Source organism: Actinoplanes rectilineatus (genome assembly GCF_000962825.1).
Taxonomy (GTDB): Bacteria; Actinomycetota; Actinomycetes; order Mycobacteriales; family Micromonosporaceae; genus Actinoplanes; species Actinoplanes rectilineatus.
Window position 1 is genome coordinate 1 of the sequence record NZ_JZKF01000001.1, and the last position, 17,369, is coordinate 17,369.

Genomic DNA, 17,369 nt, shown 5'->3' on the forward strand with positions numbered 1-17,369 from the left:
GGCGTCCAGCGCGCCCGTATTCACCACACCGCCACGGGTGTGGTGACTTCGGGCGTCCAGCGCGCCCGAAATCACCACGCGGACGGGCTTCGCACCCTGACCACGAAACGTGTCCAGCTTTACCACGCGATCCCTGCATGGAGCAGAAGGGCCCGGCAGCAGCGCTGCCGGGCCCTTCTCCATGAAAAGCGTCAGGCGGCGGTATCCGGAGAGGCGGCGGTGTTGCTCTCGAAGATGCCGGCGACGGTCTCCACGCCGCCGCCGAAGGCGGCGGCGAAGACGGCGGCCACCACGGCGCCGGCGCGGGCGGCGTGCACCATGCCCTGGCCGGTGCCGGCCTGGCCGAGGTTGCGGGCCACCGCGCGGGGTAGGGTGCGCCGCAGGTAGTCCTTCTCGGTGCCCAGCTCCTGGTCCTTCGGCATGAAGGCGGCCATCTGCACCTTGCCCCGGCCCTCGGCGTAGCACCGCTTGATCAGGAAGCCGAACGTCGAGCGTGCCGCCGGGACCTCGTGGTCGATGGTGGCGTGCGGGACGTACACCCAGTGGCCGTTGTTGACCGCGCTCATCCGCAGGCACAGCTCGGTGTCCTCGGGGCGGTTCTGGTCGCCCAGCTTGCCGAATCCGGTGCGGAACCCGCCGACCGCCAGGAACGCGTCCCGGCGCACGATCATGTTGGCGGACCAGACGTTGCGGATCGGCGAGGTGCTGGTCGGCATGCCGGTGTACGAGACGCCGACCGCCCAGAGCAGCTCGTCCGGCCACCAGGTCGGGCGCGGGCCCTCCCACGCCGGGATGATCCCGCCGCCGGTGCCGACCACGGCCGGGTCCTCGAACGGCACGACCTGCTCGGCCAGCCATGCCGGGCTGGCCACGGTGTCGTCGTCGAGGAACGCGATGAACGGGGTCCGGGTGTGGAAGGCGCCGGTGTTGCGGTTGCCCGAGGCGCCGCGCGCGTACGCGTTCTCCAGCACCGTCACGCCGGTGAACTCCTGCTTGACCCGGGCGGCCATCGAGGGGTTGTGGTCGACGACGACGACCACCTCGTCGGCGGGCAGCGTCTGGTTCAGGGCGGATGCGATGGTGCGGCTGAGCGAGGCCCACCGCTTCTCGCTGTGGGTCGGGATGACGATGCTGACAGCGCTGCTGTTATCAGGTTCCAAAGCCGGATACTCCTGGGCTTTTCATGTAAGGCGAGGGCGGGCGGCGCGTTCAGCTTTCCCCGGGTTGAAGACCGGGGAATTACATGAACGTGACGATGGCGATCAACGAGCGGGGGATCCGGCGGGGCAGGGCCGACACTGCGCAGGGCCGGTGATCACGGACTCTCGCCTAGGTTCCTGTGGCCAACCTGTGGTTTCGATAACGGCGGCTCGAGTTTTCGTTATAAGCCCGGAGTTTGTGACGCACGTGACTGGCAGGGCGTCCCGGACGTCCCGATGCGTCGCTTCAGCGCCGTTCTCGCAGTTCACACCAGATCGGCAGGTCTCCCGGAAATCTGAGGGGAGCACGAGTATTCCTATGAACTAAGTCTGACATGTGGGAAAGGTATGTAATGCCGGTCACTTAACTCTGGTGGCCCTCTCCGCGGGACACGTACGTTGCGGATCACTCAAGATCTTCTTCGACCGCAATGGAAGTCCCCATGCATAACGCGATCACCCGGCGCCGCGCCCTCGCCACCCTTGCCGCCGCCTCCGTCGCCCTCGCCACGGCCGCCTGCGGCAACGGTGACGAACCGGCCACCGGCGCGAGGGGCGAAGCCCTGACCAAGGTCCAGATCGCCCTGGACTGGACGCCGAACACCAACCACACCGGGCTCTACGTCGCGCAGGAGAAGGGCTTCTTCGCCGCGCACGGCCTGGAGGTGGAGATCGTCCAGCCCGGTGACGCCGACCCGGCCGCCCTGGTCGCCGCCGACAAGATCCCGTTTGCGATCAGCGCCCAGGAGGCGCTCACCACGGCCCGTGCCGAGGGCGCGCCGCTGGTCTCGATCGCCGCGGTCATCCAGCACAACACCTCCGGCTTCGCCTCGCCGAAGGACCGCAACCTGACCCGCCCCGCCCAGTACGCCGGCAAGACGTACGGCGGCTGGGGCGGCCCGATCGAGGATCCGCTGCTCAAGGCGGTCGTGCAGGCCGACGGCGGCGACCCGTCCACGGTCAAGAGCGTGAACGTCGGCGACGCGGACTTCTTCGCGGCCACCAAGAAGGGCATCGACTTCGAGTGGATCTTCTACGGCTGGACCGGCATCGAGGCCGAACTGCGCGGTGAGCCGGTGAACATCCAGTACGTCAAGGACTACGACCCGGCGCTCGACTTCTACACCCCGATCCTGATCACCAACGAGAAGCGCGTCTCCGGCGACGCCGACCTGGTCAAGAACTTCACCGCGGCGGTCTCCGAGGGGTACACGTACGCCGCGAAGAACGCCGGTGAGTCGGCGGACATCCTGCTCGAGGCCGCCCCCGACCTGGACGCCGACCTGGTGAAGAAGAGCCAGGAGTGGCTCAGCCCCCGTTACCAGGACGACGCCGCGCGCTGGGGCGAGCAGAAGAGCGAGATCTGGACCGGGTTCGCCGACTGGCTCTACCAGCAGAAGGTGCTGACCACCCAGGTCGACGGCACCAAGGCGTTCACCAACGAGTTCCTGCCGTCCGCATGAAGGTGAGGACGGCGCTGCCCCCGGCGATCACCGTCATCGCGCTGATCGCCGGGTGGCAGCTCTACACCACGCTCTCCGGCATCGACGCCTGGCTGCTGCCCAGCCCGGCCGGCATCTGGCAGGCCGCGGTCGAGCAGCGCGCGGCGCTCACCACGCACACCCTGGCCACCGCCGAACTGATGCTCTACGGCTTCGGCCTCGGGGTCGCCACCGGCCTGCTAGTCGCGGTCGTCCTGCACCTGCTGCCGGTGGTGCGCTCGGCCGTCTACCCGCTGTTGGTGATCAGCCAGAACGTGCCGATCATCGCGCTCGCTCCGCTGCTGGTGATCTGGCTCGGCTTCGGCATCGCCCCGAAACTCGTGGTGATCGTGCTGGTCTGCTTCTTCCCGATCGCGGTCGCCACCCTGGACGGGCTGAGCCGCAGCGACGCCCTGATCGCCGACTACATGCTGATGAGCGGCGCGAACCGGCGGCAGCTGTTCACCAAACTGCAGTGGCCGCACGCGCTGCCCACGATGTTCTCCGGCCTGAAGATCGCCGCCACCTACAGCGTCTTCGGCGCGATCATCTCGGAGTGGCTGGGCAGCGAGGAGGGCATCGGCCGCTACATGATCATCCAGAAGTCGGCGTTCCGCGCCGACCGGATGTTCGTCGCCATCGCGATCGTGGTGGCGCTCGCCCTCGTCGTCTTCGGCCTCGTCGTGCTCCTGGAGAGACTGACCGTGAAGGGGCGCCGCCGTGCCTGAGCATGCCTTGACCGTCCAGGCGCTGGACCACAGCTTCGGTGACCTCCAGGTCCTCGAGGGAATCGACCTGACCGTCGGCAAGGGCGAGTTCGTCTCCGTCGTCGGGCCCTCCGGCAGCGGCAAGAGCACCCTGTTCCACCTGATCGGCGGCCTGCTCACCCCGTCCGCCGGACAGATCGCCATCAACGGGGAGCCGTCGGTCGGCCGGCGTGGGCGGATCGGCTACATGCCGCAGCAGCCCGCCCTGATGCCGTGGCGCACCATCCAGGACAACGTGGTCCTGGCCCGGGAGATCAGCCGGAAGAAGGTAGACCGGGCCCAGGCGCGCGAGTGGCTGGCGCGGGTCGGCCTGGAGGACTTCGCCACGGCGTACCCCCATCAGCTCTCCGGCGGCATGCAGCAGCGTGTCGCGTTCCTCCGGGCGCTGCTCGCCGAGCAGGAACTGCTCTGCCTGGACGAGCCGTTCAGCGCACTGGACGCGATGACCCGCACCGAGATGCACCGCTGGCTGCTCGACATCTGGGAGGCCGACCGGCGGGCCATCCTCTTCGTCACGCACAACATCGAAGAGGCGCTGCTGCTCTCCGACACCGTCTACGTCTTCACCCGCCGCCCGGCCACCGTCCTGGAACGGATCACCGTGCCGTTCGGCCGTCCCCGCCGCGACGAGGTGGTCGACGACCCCGAGTTCGTCAAACTCCGCCGCCGCCTCACCGATCTCCTGACAGGTAGCCCCCGATGACCCTCACCCACGTGCGCGTGATGCTCGAGTACTTCCACCCGTGGACCAACGCGGCCGGCCTCTACGTCGCCAGCCGCCAGGGCTGGTACCGCGAAGCCGGACTGGACGTCGAACTCACCGTCTTCGACTCGCTGCGCGGCGACACCCTGGAACACCTGGTCCGCGGCGAGGTGCACCTCGGCGTCTTCCCGACCAACCGGCTCCTGGTGCGCAGCGCCGCCGGCCAGCCGGTCACCGGCGTCGCCTCGATCAACCACCGGGGCATGGAGACCATCCAGAGCGTCGTCGGCCGCGGCATCGAACGCCCGCGTGACCTGGCCGGCAAGCGCCTCGCCCTGAACCCCACCCCACGTGGCGTCGCGATGGTCCGGCACCTGGTCGCGGCGGACGGCGGCGACCCGGACGCGGTCGAACTCGTCGACAGCGGATACCGCGAACTGAGCGTCGACGACATCGCCGACGGTGTGGTCGACGCGACCTTCGGCGGCTACTGGGCGTGGGACGCGCTCTTCGCCCAGCTCCCCGGCGAGCAGCGGATCGTCTGGCCGGTCGACGAGATCGGCGCACCGCCGTACCACAGCTATCTGCTCGGCACCGGCCCCGCGCTCACCGACCCCGGTCTGCTGCGCACCTTCCTCGAGGTCACCGCGCGCGGATACCGGTCCGCCACCGACGATCCGGCGGGCACACTCGAGGTCATGGACCGGGTGATCCCGTACTTCCCGCGCGGCATCCTCGCCCGCTCCCTCGAACTGATCGCGCCGACCTGGTGGCACGGCGACACCTGGGGCTCGATCCGCGAGGAACTGATGACGCCGTACACGTCGTGGCTCGCCGGCAACGGCATCCTGCCGGCGGACTTCGACTGGCGGCAGGCGATCGCCGCGGACACCGCCGGGGTCGGGGCGCTGCCGCGATGACAACGTCGTTCCTCGGTCCCGCAGCCTTGGGGGTACGCCGTGAGCACGGTCCCGTCACGATCCTCGACGCGACGGTCGAGCTGGCGAAACCGGCGTACGACGGCGACCACACGTCGGCGTCCGGCCGTCCCGGCTGGGAGCGGGCGCACATCCCCGGCTCCCGGCACGCCGACCTGCTGGTCGCCCTGAGCGACCCGTCGGCGGCGTTCCACTTCGCCCACCCGTCCCCGGAGACGCTGGCCGCCGCGCTGGTGGAACTCGGGGTCCGGGACGGCGTTCCGGTGGTGGTCTACGACCGGGCCGGCGGCATCTGGGCGTCCCGGCTCTGGTGGCTGCTTGACTGGTTGGGCATCGAGGCCCACGTCCTGGACGGCGGCCTCGCCGCCTGGCAGGCCGAGGGACATCCGGTCGTGTCCGGGGCGGAATCCGCCGCCGTCACCGGCCCTCTGACCATCGAGCCACGGGACGGGCGGTGGATCGGCCGGGCGGACCTGGAGGCGTGGACGGCCGGCGAGCACCAGGCCACCGTGCTGTGCGCGCTGGACCCGGCCTCCTACGCAGGGGAGGTCCCGACGAGGTATTCCCGTCGTGGGCACATCCCGGGCACCGGCAACCTGCCCGCGCGGACCCTGCTCGACAGTGCCGGGCGGTTCCGGCCCGAACCGGAGTTGCGGGCCGTGCTCGGGGACCTCCTCGACGACCCGGCACCGATCTGGCTCTACTGCGGTGGCGGCATCTCGGCGACCCTGCTCGGCCTGGCCCTGCGGTCGCTCGGCCGCGAGGACGTCGCCCTCTACGACGGCTCGCTGGAAGAGTGGTCGGCCGACGCGTCGCTCCCGCTGGAACTCACGCTGCCCGCCGAGGTCCGGGAACTGCTCGACCGGCCCGAGTTCGCGGTGCTGTCCACCACGGACCCCGACGGGACGATCCAGTCGTCGGTGATGTGGGCCGGGCGCGACGGCGAGGAGGTGGTGATGGCCACCAAGGGCGGGCGCCGCAAGGTCCGCAACATCGCGCGGGACCCCCGGGTCACCGTGCTGGTCTACGACCGGCGGTCCCCGGTGCGCTACGCCGAGATCCGCGGCACCGCCCAGGTCACCGGCGAGGACGCGCACGCGCTGGTCGACGAGCTGGCCCGGCGCTACACCGGCGCCGACCACGTGGTGACCGACCCCGCCGAGGAGGCCGACCGGGTGGTCCTGCGGATCACCCCCACCCGGGTGCTGTTCCGCTCGTGAGCGCCGACGTCTGGCTCGCGGACGCCGTCGACCGGGTGCTGACCTGGTCCGCGGACCGCCAGCCGTCGGCCGGCCCGCGCCGGGTGCTCGCCGTCGAAGGACGGTCCGGGTCGGGCAAGACGACCCTTGCCGGGGCCGTCGCCGCACGACTGGACGCGCCCCTGATCCACATGGACGACCTGTACGCCGGATGGGACGGCCTGGACCGCGGCGTCAGCGAACTGCACGACCGGGTCCTCGCCCCGCTGCGGGACGGCCGCCCGGCGGTGTGGCGACGCTGGGACTGGGCGGCCGGGCACTACGCCGAGGACCATCCGGTACCGGACGCCGACTGGCTGGTCGTCGAAGGCGTGGGAGCCGGTGCACGGGTGCTCCGGGCGTACACCTGCGGGGTTGTCTGGGTGGAGAGCCCCACCGCGATGCGCAGGCGACGCGCCCTGGCCCGGGACGGAGCGACCTATCAGCCGCACTGGGAACGGTGGGCGCGGCACGAGGACGCGTTCTACGCGGCCGAGCAGGTCCGCGAGAACGCCACACTGATCATCGAGAACCGGGAACCGGGGAATCAACCATGAGCACCATCCGTCTGAACGGGCTGCGACAGTCCACCGTCGGGCACACCGCGATCGGCCTGTGGCGGCACCCGGACAGTCAGGCCCACCGGTACCGGGACCTGTCCTACTGGGTGGAGACCGCGCAGATCCTGGAACGCGGCCGGTTCGACGCGCTGTTCGTCGCCGACGCCCTCGGCCCCCTCGACGTCTACCAGGGCAGTGTGGACGCGGCACTGCGCGACGGCATCCAGACCCCCACCGACGACCCGCTGCTGCCGATCAGCGCGATGGCCGCCGCGACCGAACACCTCGGGTTCGCGGTGACCGTGTCGTCGACGTACGAGCTGCCCTACGCGTTCGCCCGCAAGATGACCACCCTCGACCACCTGACGAACGGCCGGATCGGCTGGAACATCGTCACGTCGGCGCTGGACAGCGCGGCCCGCAACCTCGGACTGGACCGGCAGCTGCCGCACGACGAGCGGTACGCGAAAGCCGAGGAGTTCATGGACGTCGTCTACAAGCTGTGGGAGGGCAGCTGGGCCGACGACGCCGTGGTCGCCTCCGGTGACCTGTTCGTGGACCCGTCCCGGGTGCGGCCGATCGAGCACCGGGGGAAGTACTACCAGGTGCCGGGCATCGCCCTGTCCGAACCGGGCATCCTGCGCACGCCGGTGCTCTACCAGGCCGGGACCTCGCGGGTCGGTCAGGCGTTCGCCGGACGGCACGCCGAGGGCGTGTTCCTCTCCGCCTACCTGCCGACGATGGCCAAGACCCTGGTCGACGGCGTCCACGCCGCCGCGGCGTCCGCCGGACGGAACCCGCAGTCGGTGAAGACGTTCGCCATCGCCACCGTCATCGTCGCCGAGACCGACGCCGAGGCGCGGGCCAAACTCGCCGACTACCAGCGGTACGCGAGCATCGAAGGCGCGCTGGCCCGCTGGAGCGCCCTGATGCACATCGACCTGTCCGCGCTGGACCTGGACAAACCCCTGGAATACGTGGAGACCGACGGCATCCGCGGCATGGTCGAACTGTTCACCACCCTCGACCCGAACCGCACGTGGACCCCGCGCGCGATCGCCGAGTTCGTCGGTGTGGGCGGCGGCGGCCCGGTGATCGTCGGCAGCCCGTCGACGGTCGCCGACGAACTGGAACGCTGGCAGCAGGAGTCCGGCGTGGACGGCTTCAACATCGCCGACCCCGTCCCGCCGGTCACCTTCCGCGACTTCGTCGACCTGGCCGTCCCGGAGTTGCAGCGCCGGGGTCTGGTGCGGACCGAGTACGAGGGCGCGTCCCTGCGCGAGACCTTCTACGGCCCCGGCGTCACCCGCGTCCACGACGACCACCCCGCGGCGGCGTACCGCTTCCGCTGACCGGTTGCGCACCCCCGCTACCGTGCGCGCGTGAACGACGATGGAACGGGGGAGTGACGTTGTTACGTACATCCTGGAAAGCCGGGGTGGGTCTGACCGTGCTGGCGACGGTGTCGGCCGGGTTGCTCGCCACCCCGGCCGAGGCCGCCGCCAAGGGCGTCGTGTCGACGATGTGGGGCACCCGGGTGGTCTACAAGGCGGCCAAGGGCGTGCAGAACAAGGTGGTGCTGAGCACCAAGGGCCTGACGACGATCGTCGACGACGTCGTCGCCATCAAGGCGGGCAAGGGTTGCAAGGCGGTCAAGGGCGACAAGACCAAGGTTACGTGCAAGCTCAAGCACAAACCGACGACCGTGCTGGTCTACACGTACGACCGTAAGGACCGCATCACCAACAAGACCGGCTCCGACATGCACGCGGAAGGCGGCAGCGGCCCGGACACGATCATCGGTGGCCCGCTCGGCGACGGGCTCTACGGTGGCTCCGGCGACGACATCCTGTACGGCCGCGGCGGCGGCGACGGCCTGAACGGCGAGGCCGGCCAGGACACGTTGTACGGCGAGGCCGGCGACGACTTCCTGAGCGGCGACTCGGGTACCGGAAAACTCTACGCCGACGTGCTCTCCGGCGGCACGGGCTCCGACACGGCGTCCTACAGCGGGTACACGAAGCCGATCACCGTCGACCTGGACGGTGCCGGCCGCGATGACGGCGCCGCCGGCGAACACGACACGGTCCGCACCGACGTCGAGAACATCTTCGGTGGCCGGGGCGCCGACCGCCTGACCGGCAACGCGGCAGCCAATGACATCAACGGCTACTTCGGTGATGACGTCATCCGCGGCGGCGAGGGTGACGACAAACTGACCGGCGGCGACGGCGTGGACCAGATCTACGGCGAGGCCGGTGACGACTTCCTGAACGGTTGGTCCGCGCCGTCAGCGTTGGACCTCCTCGACGGCGGCCCGAACGGCAGTGCCGGCGACTGGTGCTACGGCGAGGACACCGACCGCCGGACGGACTGCGAACGCTGATCCGATCGCGGTCTCTGCCCCTCCCGCACGCCCGGGGAGGGGCAGGATTGAGTCATGAGTGAGCAGACGATCGCGGTGACCGGGAGTACGGGACGGCTGGGCGGGCGGGTTGCCACGCGACTGGCTGCGCTGGGCGTACCCCAGAGGTTGCTGGTGCGGGACGCGGCGCGGGCGCCGCAGCTGGCCGGTGCGGAGGCGAGGATCGCGGCCTTCGGTGACGGTGACGCGGTGCGGCAGGCGCTGGACGGTGTCGGGACGGTGCTGATGGTGTCGGCCTCGGAGACCCCGGACCGGGTGGCACAGCACCGGACGTTCGTGGACGCGGCAGCCGAGGCCGGGGTGAGGCACCTCGTCTACATCTCGTTCTACGGCGCCTCGCCGGAGGCCACGTTCACTCTGGCCCGCGACCACTACGCCACCGAGGAACACATCCGCAACGTAGGAATGGAAGCGACATTCCTCCGCGACAACCTCTACGCCGACTTCCTCCCGGGACTGGTGGGCGAGGACGGGGTGATCCGCGGGCCGGCCGGCGACGGGGAGGTGGCCGCGGTGGCCCAGGACGACATCGCCGACGCCGCGGTGGCGGTGCTGCGCGACCCGGGCGCGCACGCCGGGCGCACCTACGAGCTGACCGGCCCGGAGGCGGTGAGTTTCGACGACATCGCCGACCTGCTCGGCGTCAAGTATCACGACGAGACGGTCGCTGAGGCGTACGCCTCGAGGGCCTCCTACAACGCACCGAGGTGGCAGCTGGACGCCTGGGTCTCCACCTACACCGCCATCGCCGCCGGCGAACTGGCCGGGGTGACCACCCACGTCGCCGACCTGACCGGGCACCCGGCCACCGGCATGGTGAAGCTGCTGCGGGGCTGAGCTCAGCCGACGTGGACGTGGGGGCGCCGGTCGCGTTCCGGTTCGGCCCGGCGGATCATCTCGCGGGTCACCGGCGCCACCTCACCCTGGCCGAAGATCAGGTACCGGACGAAGTTGGCGACCGGCTTGCCCTCGGTCCACTCGAAGTAGACGTGCGGCCGCCGGTGGGTGGTGTCGCGGATCCAGAGCAGCAGAGCGGCCAGCGCGCTCGGCACCGACGACCCCTCCACGCTGAGCACCCGGTACCGGTCGTGCAGCACCTCGCCGTGCAGGTGCAGCTCGGTCTCGAAGTCGGACGCGTCGCGCACGGTCACCTCGACGAAGATGATGTCGCGCTGGTCGGCCATGTCGTTGTCGGTGATGATCTGGGTGATCTTCTCGGAGTACTCGCGGGCGTCGCGGCGGTCCGGTTCGTTGGCGATCAGCCGGATCTGCCGGTCGCCCAGGTCGCGCAGGAAACCGGCGGCGGTCTCGTCGGCGTCGATGGTGGTGACCCGCAGCTCGAAGGAGCGGAAGATCCGGGACAGCAGCGAGACGACGAGGATCCCGGCGATGAAGCAGGCGGCGATCTTCACGCCGTCCGGGCGTTCCACCACGTTGGCGACGGTGGTGTACGCGAAGACCACGGTGATCACCCCGAACGCCCCGGTCCGGGCCCGCTGCCCGCGGCGGTGCGCGGAGAGCGTCACGGCCGTGGCCGCCGAGGTGATCAGCACGAGCACGCCGGTGGCGTACGCGCCGCCCTGCGCGTCCACGTCGGCGTCGAAGATCCAGGTGATCACGAACGCGGTGAGGGTGAAGACCAGCACCAGCGGGCGGACGGCCCGCGCCCAGTCCGGGGCCATGCCGAACTTGGGCAGGTAGCGGGGCACCAGGTTGAGCAGCCCGGCCATGGCGGAGGCGCCGGCGAACCAGAGGATCGCGATGGTGGACAGGTCGTAGATGCTGCCGAACACGTCACCGAGGTATCGGTGTGCCAGGAAGGCCAGGGCCCGCCCGTTCGCCTCGCCGCCGGGCTGGAACTGCTCGGCCGGGATCAGCACGGTGGTGGCGATGCTGCTGGTGATCAGGAAGACGCTCATGATGACCGCGGCCGTGGTCAGCAGGCGTTTGCCGCCACGGATCCGGGCCTGCAGGTCGCCCTTGATGTGCGGCATGACGGCGACGCCGGTCTCGAAGCCGGACAGGCCCAGCGCCAGTTTGGGGAAGACCAGCAGGGCGATGCCGACCATGGCGAGCGGGCTGCCGTGCGAGGTGGTCAGCGTGGTCGTCCAGTCGGTGACCGCGTGCGGGTGGGTGACGACCTGCCACAGCGCGGTGCCGACCACCACCACGTTCAGTCCGAGGTAGACGGCGACCAGGCCGACCGCGATCCCGATCGCTTCGGTGAATCCCTTGAGGAAGACCGCCCCGAGCAGGGCGATCAGCAGTAGCGTGATCAGGACCTCGTAGCCGTGCAGCGACTCCGGCCAGAACGGGTTCTCGTCGATGTGCGCCGTGGCGTCGGCCGCCGACAGGGTGATGGTGATGATGAAGTCGGTGGCCGCGAACCCGAGCAGCACGAGGACGAACAGTTTGCCCTTCCAGAAGGAGAGCAGCCGGACCAGCATCGCGATCGAGCCCTCGCCGTGCGGGCTGTCCGCGGCCACCCGCCGGTACACCGGAAGCGCGCCGAGCAGGGTGACCAGCACCAGGACGAAGGTGGCGAGCGGGGAGAGGACACCGGCGGCCAGCGCCGCGATGCCGGGCTGGTAGCCCAGGGTGGAGAAGTAGTCGACGCCGGTCAGGCACATCACCTTCCACCACGGATGCCCCTTGTCGGGTTTCTCCTCGGTGGAGCCGGTTTCGAGCAGCCAGTCGCGCATGGTGACGGTCATGGGGTGGCCTCCCGGCAGGATGGATCCGGCCGGTCGATTCCCGCCGCTCGTTTTCCGATCCTGACATCGGTCCCGGGCGGCGGGCGGTCCGCGAGGCGTTAACAAAACGTCAAAATCACGGGCGCCTCTCCAGTAGCGCGATGGCCAGCAGCTTGAATCCCCAGCGCTGCTCCACCCGGTACCCGGCCTCGATCCGCTTCCGCTTCGCCGGGGTCATGTCGGTCAGCAGATCCGCCGCGGGACTCACACCGACCACCCAGATCCGGTTCGGGGTGCCCAGGCAGGACGCCTCCGGGCACTCCTCGGCGAGCAGCGTGCCGTCCTCCCGCTGGCCCCGGACCCGCAGCACGTCCGGCGGCCGGGGCGCGGGCAGGTACCGCTCGTAGATGTCGCGCATCGCCCACGGGATGCTGTAGCGCCGGTCGGGGAAGACCACCACGTCACCGGGCTGCCAGCGGGGGCCGATCACCGCGGCGATGCGGGCCGAGTCCTGTCCGTGCCCGTCGGACTCGCGCAGTTCGGTGTGCACCGGGTAGGCCAGCACCGCGGTCAGCGCGAGCACCGCCACCGCCTGCGGCCGTCCGGCCCGGACCGCGGCGGCTCCGGCCAGGGCGGCGAGCGCGGGCAGCGCCACCAGGGCGTACCGGGGCACGAAGATCGGCGTCAGGACGCCCACCACCAGCAGCAGGACCGGGGGCACGAACGCCGCCGCGGCCAGGGCCGTCGTCGGGCGCCGCACACCGAGCACCGCCAGAGCCAGCAGGATGCCACCGCACGCCGCCGACACGAACATGTTCTGCGGCAACCCCTGCACCGTGTTCCAGTCCACCAGGGTGATCCACGAGATCTGCGCGCTCTGCGCCTGCCCGCGCACCGCCAGCAGCAGCGCCGGGACACTGCCGATCCCGGCGCCCAGCATGCACAGCAGCGCTGTGCGCACCTTCCACGGCCGCAGCACCAGCGGCACGGCCACCGCGTGCCCCGCCACCATCAGCATCCCGCCCAGCGGATGGGCCAGCCCGGCACCGGCCACCGCCGCCGTGTAGAGCGCCGTTCTCGTCACGGTCGGGCCTTCCAGCAGCCGTACCAGGGCGAGGAGCGCCAGTGCGGCGAACAGGATCACCAGGGCGTAGGGGCGGGCCTCCTGCGCATAGCGGGACACCACCGGGAGCAGCGCGAACAGCATCCCGGCGGCCAGCCCGGCACGATCACCACCGGCGCGCCGGCCCAGTGCCACCACAGCCAGGGCGGTCAGGGTCACCGCGATCACCGACGGGAGGCGCAAGGCAGTCGTGCCGGTTCCGGCGATTTTCGTGTACGCGTGAAGCGCCCCGTAGTAGGGCAGCAGGATGACATCCACCGACCCGGTCAGCTGGCGCAGCTGATCCCAGGACAGGCGCACGGCGCCCCAGGTGGCCAGTTCGTCGGCCCAGAGCGACGCTCCGGTCAGCCGCCACATACCGAGCCCGGCAGCGGTGATCGCAGGAAGCACCCAGGTCAGTGCACGGGTGGTCACATCTTTGATGACGGTCTCCGGTGATCATGGATGGTGGAGCCCGCCGAGATTAGTCACCGATCGGCGGCGGTGGAAGCCGGTTCAGCGGAACAACGCGTGAATCCTGCCCCCGACCCGGGGTGCGTGTCGCGTCTCGCATGTGTATCGCATTACCGACGTGAAGAAAGGCGAATGGCGCCGGTCGCGAAGCCGTTCGGAGGACGCCGTTCCCCCGATGTCTCCCGATAATCTTTCGCCGAAGAACGGGGAAAGGGATGTCGATGAACCCTCGGGGACTCGGGTTGGGACGGCTGAAGGCGGTCGCCGACGCGGCTGGGCGGCGGGTTGCCGACAGCGCCGGCGCCGTCGGGCAGTTGGTCGCTGACACCGCCGGCGATGTCGGGCAGCGGGTCGCCGATGTGGCCGGTGAGGTCGGGCAGCGGGTGGCCGATGCGGCCGGTGACGCGCAGGACATGGTGAAGCGTTCTGCCGAGCAGGTGAAAGCGAAGGTCGAGGACGTCACGGCCGGCCTGTCGGCGGGATCCTCCCGCGAGGACGCGGACTCCACCGATCTGTCCACGCTCAGCCCTGAGGCGAAGCTGCTCTATTGCCGCACATTGGTGAGCCTGGCGTTGGTCGACACCGTTCTCGATCCCCGCGAGATCGCCAATCTGTACCTTTTCGCATCGACGATCGGTCTCGACGGCGACGCGCGATCGGCGTTGCGCGGTGACATCACGGCGGCGCAACGCGGTGCGGAGACGCCCGGCACCACGGAAGAGCTGGCCCGGCAATTGCACGAGCTCCTCGCGGACGATCGGCGCGAGCCCGTGTTCACCATGCTGATCCGCGATCTGGTGCGCATTTCGCGTGCCGACCGGCATGCCGCCGACGTCGAGCGGGCACAGATCACGCTGGTCGCGGGACTCGTGTTCCCCGCGTCGGCCGGCGAGGTCGTGCATGCGACCGAACGGCTGGTGATCGCCGAGGAGGACTTCGCCGCCGGCAAGGTCACCACCAGCCAGATGGAGACCACCACCAAGGAGATCGTCGCCAAGGTGGCCGCGTTCGGAACCCCGATCGCCGCCGTCAGCCTCGCCGGCAGCGTCTCCGGTCTCGGCGGGGCCGGCATCACCTCGGGTCTGGCGGCACTGGGGTTCGGGGGACTGCTGGGCCTGAGCGCGATGGTCACCGGGATCGGCACGGTGGTGATTCTCGGGGTCGTGGTCCACCAGGGCGCACGGTACGTACTGGCCACCAACGAGCGGGAGCGGGAGAACCGGCGCGAGTTCCTGATCCAGCAGGTCATCATGTGCCACCAGCAGGCGATGGCGGAGCTCACCGACGACATCGCGGGCCTCGCTCACCGGCTGGAGGCCGGCCTCGACCAGACCGTCCGCAACGAGGAACGGCTCATCACGCTCAAGGCCGAACTGGACGCCTTCCAGCAGGCCCTGATGAGTCTGCAGAGCAGCCAGGAAGCCTTCGAGCGGCGGGAACCGCTCAGTGTCGGCTGACCACCTCGCGGCTGCCGCGACGGTCGTGGCCCACCAGTCCGTGACGCTGACCGAGTTGCAGGGTCTGTTCGACCGGATGGACTTCGACCTCAGCGACATCCTCGACCGCGAGCAACGCGTCAGCGACGGCCTGGACACGGTCGAGTCCGAACTCGACGCTGTTCGTGCCCGCCTCCGGGCGTTGGGTGTCCATGTGCCGGCGCCCACGGTGGGAGTCCCGAGTGCCGAACCGTCGGGCCGTCCCCGGTACGCCGTGCCCCTCGTCCCGGCCGGCGGCGACTTCGATCAGCTCACCAGGCTCGCCGAGGCCCGGCTGGATCTGCTGGGTGTCGATCTGACCCGGGACCCGATCCAGCAGGTGATCCCGCACGACCAGATGACCGGCGGCCTGCGCGCGTACGCCGCGGAACACGGCGACGTGAGCTGGGACAAGACCGACTGGGCAGTCGTCCTGTTCGCCGGGGCGGTCGCGACCCTGCTCGACATCGTTCTCGTCCGCATCCCCCGGGACGGAACCTTCCTCGGCAAGGAGCAGAAGGGATCGCCGCTCACCAAGTGGCTCCAGGACCGCGATCGTGGCCGGCAGATCCACAAGCAGTTCTTCAAGAAGTTCGAGAAGCTGGCCAAGGTTTCGTACGACGCCCCCACCACGGCGGCCACCGGAGGCCTGGTCAGCGGGATGCGGCCGGACACGCACCGGCTTCAGAGCTTCGGCCACGACCCCGCCCTCGGGTTCCTCGTCGGCGTGGCTGATCTGATGCACGGCACCGGCACCTACATCGACAGCGTCGGGAACCCGGTGCGGGTCTGGCCCGGGGCCGACCCGGTCGGCCTGATCAGCGCCCTCCTCACCCAGGTACGCCATCTGCTCTCCGACGTCTACACCCCGGCCGGTCTGCAGCCGCCGTTTTTCACCCTGCTCCAGTTGGGGCAGGTCGATTCCCCGTTCGCGCTGGGCCCGTCCGGGGTCAGGGTGCCGTGGACGGACGTCGCCCGGCACATGTACACACACGGCTACGACCTACGCCACTTCTTCACCATGGGCATCACCCCCGGCGTCGTGTCCGCGATCATCCGCGGCTACTGGCTGCTCGACAGCTACGCCACCGGCGGCAACCGGGAGCAGCGGAAACGGGAGCACGCCAAACTCACCTCCATGCTGCTGCTCGGGCACACCATCGCCACCTCGGGCACGCTGCTCAAGACCGGCCTGGTGTTCGGCATGAACCCGGCGGCCCTCAACTACAACCAGCTCCTCGCCATGGCGCCCGCCACCATCGCCTGGGTGAAGGAGGCCGTCGCCCGCGACCACCGCATCAACCGGGCACTGGAGAGGCAATGGGAGGTCCTCCTCGACACAGGCCCTAGCTGATGGGGGTCAGCCGGACCCGGCCGGTCAGCTCCTCGATCGCCTCCCGCCGGCCGGTGCCCAGACCGTGCCGGGTCACGTTCAGCGCGCCCGCCGCCGCCCCGGTCCGGACCGCCTCCCGCAGGTCACCACCGTGAGCCAGCACCGTCGCCACCCCGGCCGTCATCGAGTCCCCGGCACCGCGGTGGTCGACGACCTGCAGGCTGGGCAGGGTGACCAGCATCGGATGGTCCTCGATCAGGGCGATGCCCGGCTGGTCGGCCCGGCTGATCAGCACCGATGTGGCGCCCTCCTTGCGCAGGTCGTGGGCGGCGGCGACCAGGGTCTCCACGCTGTCGTCGGCGGCCCGGCCGGCGTCCAGCAGTTCCTCGTGGCTGACCTTGAGGAAGGCGACGCCGCCGTCGAGGACCGCGGTCAGGTGGTCGCCGGACAGGTCGGCCACCACGGTGCCGCCGTGGGCGGTCAGGTCGGCGGCGAGGCGCCGGTACACCTCGGGGGCCACCACGTCCGGTGCGGCCGGGCCGGACAGGATGCTGACCCGCGAGCGCAGGCCGTCGGCGAGGGCGTGGCCGTACAACTCGTCCAGGTCGTGCCGGCCGAGTGGGGCGCCGGCGTGTTCGGCCACCGGGTCCCGGGAGCCGGTGCGGCGGTCGTGGACGTACCAGCCGCTGGCGCTGGACCGGCGGACGGTGTGTACCTCCAGCCGTTCCTGGGCGAGCAGGGATTCGATGACTCCGCCGATCTCGCCGCCGACCGCGGCGCAGAGGGTCACCGACGCGCCCAGCCCGGCGCACATCCGGGCCTGCCAGATGCCCTGCCCGCCGGGGTGGACGTGCAACTCCTCCTCGCCCGACTGCCGTTCGACGGTGACCGTCAGCTGCGGCACCGGGGCGAAGACCATGACGGTGCCTTTTTCCTGGAGAGCCATGGGTTGGCGTTACCCGGCCCGGCGCCGCGGAACCT

At 70.3% G+C, this 17,369-nt stretch carries 15 protein-coding genes; 11 read left to right on the forward strand and 4 right to left on the reverse strand.

Translation table 11 applies throughout. The features are described from left to right. Positions 1-191 precede the first annotated feature (191 nt). Positions 192-1,160, reverse strand: a complete 969-nt coding sequence (locus WH85_RS00005; RefSeq protein WP_052720014.1) for a glycosyltransferase family 2 protein — start codon at positions 1,158-1,160, stop codon at positions 192-194. Between the two features lie 482 nt (positions 1,161-1,642). On the opposite strand from WH85_RS00005, the gene WH85_RS00010 reads away from it, so the two are divergent. From WH85_RS00010 to WH85_RS00050, 9 genes are read left to right on the forward strand one after another with little or no spacing between them, the layout of a single operon-like run. Beyond that, positions 1,643-2,662 (forward strand): ABC transporter substrate-binding protein, encoded by a 1,020-nt coding sequence (locus tag WH85_RS00010; protein WP_045739514.1) that lies wholly within the window; start codon positions 1,643-1,645, stop codon positions 2,660-2,662. After that, positions 2,659-3,408 (forward strand): ABC transporter permease, encoded by a 750-nt coding sequence (locus tag WH85_RS00015; RefSeq protein WP_045739515.1) that lies wholly within the window; start codon positions 2,659-2,661, stop codon positions 3,406-3,408. Before WH85_RS00010 ends, WH85_RS00015 begins: the two co-directional genes overlap by 4 nt. After that, positions 3,401-4,150: an ABC transporter ATP-binding protein gene (locus tag WH85_RS00020; RefSeq protein WP_045739516.1), complete on the forward strand. Its 750-nt coding sequence runs from the start codon at positions 3,401-3,403 to the stop codon at positions 4,148-4,150. Before WH85_RS00015 ends, WH85_RS00020 begins: the two co-directional genes overlap by 8 nt. Continuing rightward, entirely contained in the window at positions 4,147-5,070 is a 924-nt protein-coding gene (locus WH85_RS00025) for an ABC transporter substrate-binding protein (protein ID WP_045739517.1), read from the forward strand. Before WH85_RS00020 ends, WH85_RS00025 begins: the two co-directional genes overlap by 4 nt. Further along, positions 5,067-6,308, forward strand: a complete 1,242-nt coding sequence (locus tag WH85_RS00030; RefSeq protein ID WP_211275240.1) for a TIGR03618 family F420-dependent PPOX class oxidoreductase — start codon at positions 5,067-5,069, stop codon at positions 6,306-6,308. The genes WH85_RS00025 and WH85_RS00030 overlap by 4 nt, the downstream gene beginning before the upstream one ends. After that, positions 6,305-6,883 carry a nucleoside/nucleotide kinase family protein gene (locus WH85_RS00035; RefSeq protein WP_052720015.1) on the forward strand — a complete coding sequence of 193 codons (579 nt, stop codon included), beginning with the start codon at positions 6,305-6,307 and terminating at the stop codon, positions 6,881-6,883. The genes WH85_RS00030 and WH85_RS00035 overlap by 4 nt, the downstream gene beginning before the upstream one ends. After that, the gene (locus tag WH85_RS00040; protein WP_045739518.1) at positions 6,880-8,238 is read left to right on the forward strand and encodes an LLM class flavin-dependent oxidoreductase; all 1,359 of its coding nucleotides are present in this window, start codon (positions 6,880-6,882) and stop codon (positions 8,236-8,238) included. The genes WH85_RS00035 and WH85_RS00040 overlap by 4 nt, the downstream gene beginning before the upstream one ends. Positions 8,239-8,297: 59 nt before the next feature. Beyond that, a complete protein-coding gene (locus tag WH85_RS46530) occupies positions 8,298-9,272 on the forward strand; it encodes a calcium-binding protein (RefSeq protein ID WP_157410647.1) in 975 nt (324 codons plus the stop codon). Between the two features lie 54 nt (positions 9,273-9,326). Then, positions 9,327-10,148: an SDR family oxidoreductase gene (locus tag WH85_RS00050; RefSeq protein ID WP_045739519.1), complete on the forward strand. Its 822-nt coding sequence runs from the start codon at positions 9,327-9,329 to the stop codon at positions 10,146-10,148. Positions 10,149-10,150: 2 nt separating this feature from the next. On the opposite strand, the gene WH85_RS00055 is transcribed toward WH85_RS00050, so the two are convergent. Both WH85_RS00055 and WH85_RS00060 read right to left on the reverse strand, forming a co-directional pair. Next, positions 10,151-12,025 carry an APC family permease gene (locus WH85_RS00055; protein WP_045739520.1) on the reverse strand — a complete coding sequence of 625 codons (1,875 nt, stop codon included), beginning with the start codon at positions 12,023-12,025 and terminating at the stop codon, positions 10,151-10,153. A 115-nt stretch (positions 12,026-12,140) separates the two neighbouring features. Next, positions 12,141-13,541: a glycosyltransferase family 39 protein gene (locus WH85_RS00060; RefSeq protein WP_045739521.1), complete on the reverse strand. Its 1,401-nt coding sequence runs from the start codon at positions 13,539-13,541 to the stop codon at positions 12,141-12,143. 260 nt (positions 13,542-13,801) lie between these two features. On the opposite strand from WH85_RS00060, the gene WH85_RS00065 reads away from it, so the two are divergent. After that, complete coding sequence (locus tag WH85_RS00065; protein WP_045739698.1) at positions 13,802-15,037, forward strand: tellurite resistance TerB family protein; 1,236 nt, start codon at positions 13,802-13,804, stop codon at positions 15,035-15,037. Then, positions 15,027-16,409, forward strand: coding sequence for a hypothetical protein (locus WH85_RS00070; protein WP_045739522.1), 1,383 nt, complete (start codon positions 15,027-15,029; stop codon positions 16,407-16,409). The genes WH85_RS00065 and WH85_RS00070 overlap by 11 nt, the downstream gene beginning before the upstream one ends. Here WH85_RS00070 and WH85_RS00075 read toward each other — a convergent pair. Then, on the reverse strand, positions 16,402-17,334 hold the full coding sequence (locus tag WH85_RS00075; protein ID WP_245673751.1) for a 1-phosphofructokinase family hexose kinase: 933 nt from the start codon (positions 17,332-17,334) through the stop codon (positions 16,402-16,404). The genes WH85_RS00070 and WH85_RS00075 overlap by 8 nt on opposite strands. Positions 17,335-17,369 lie beyond the last annotated feature (35 nt).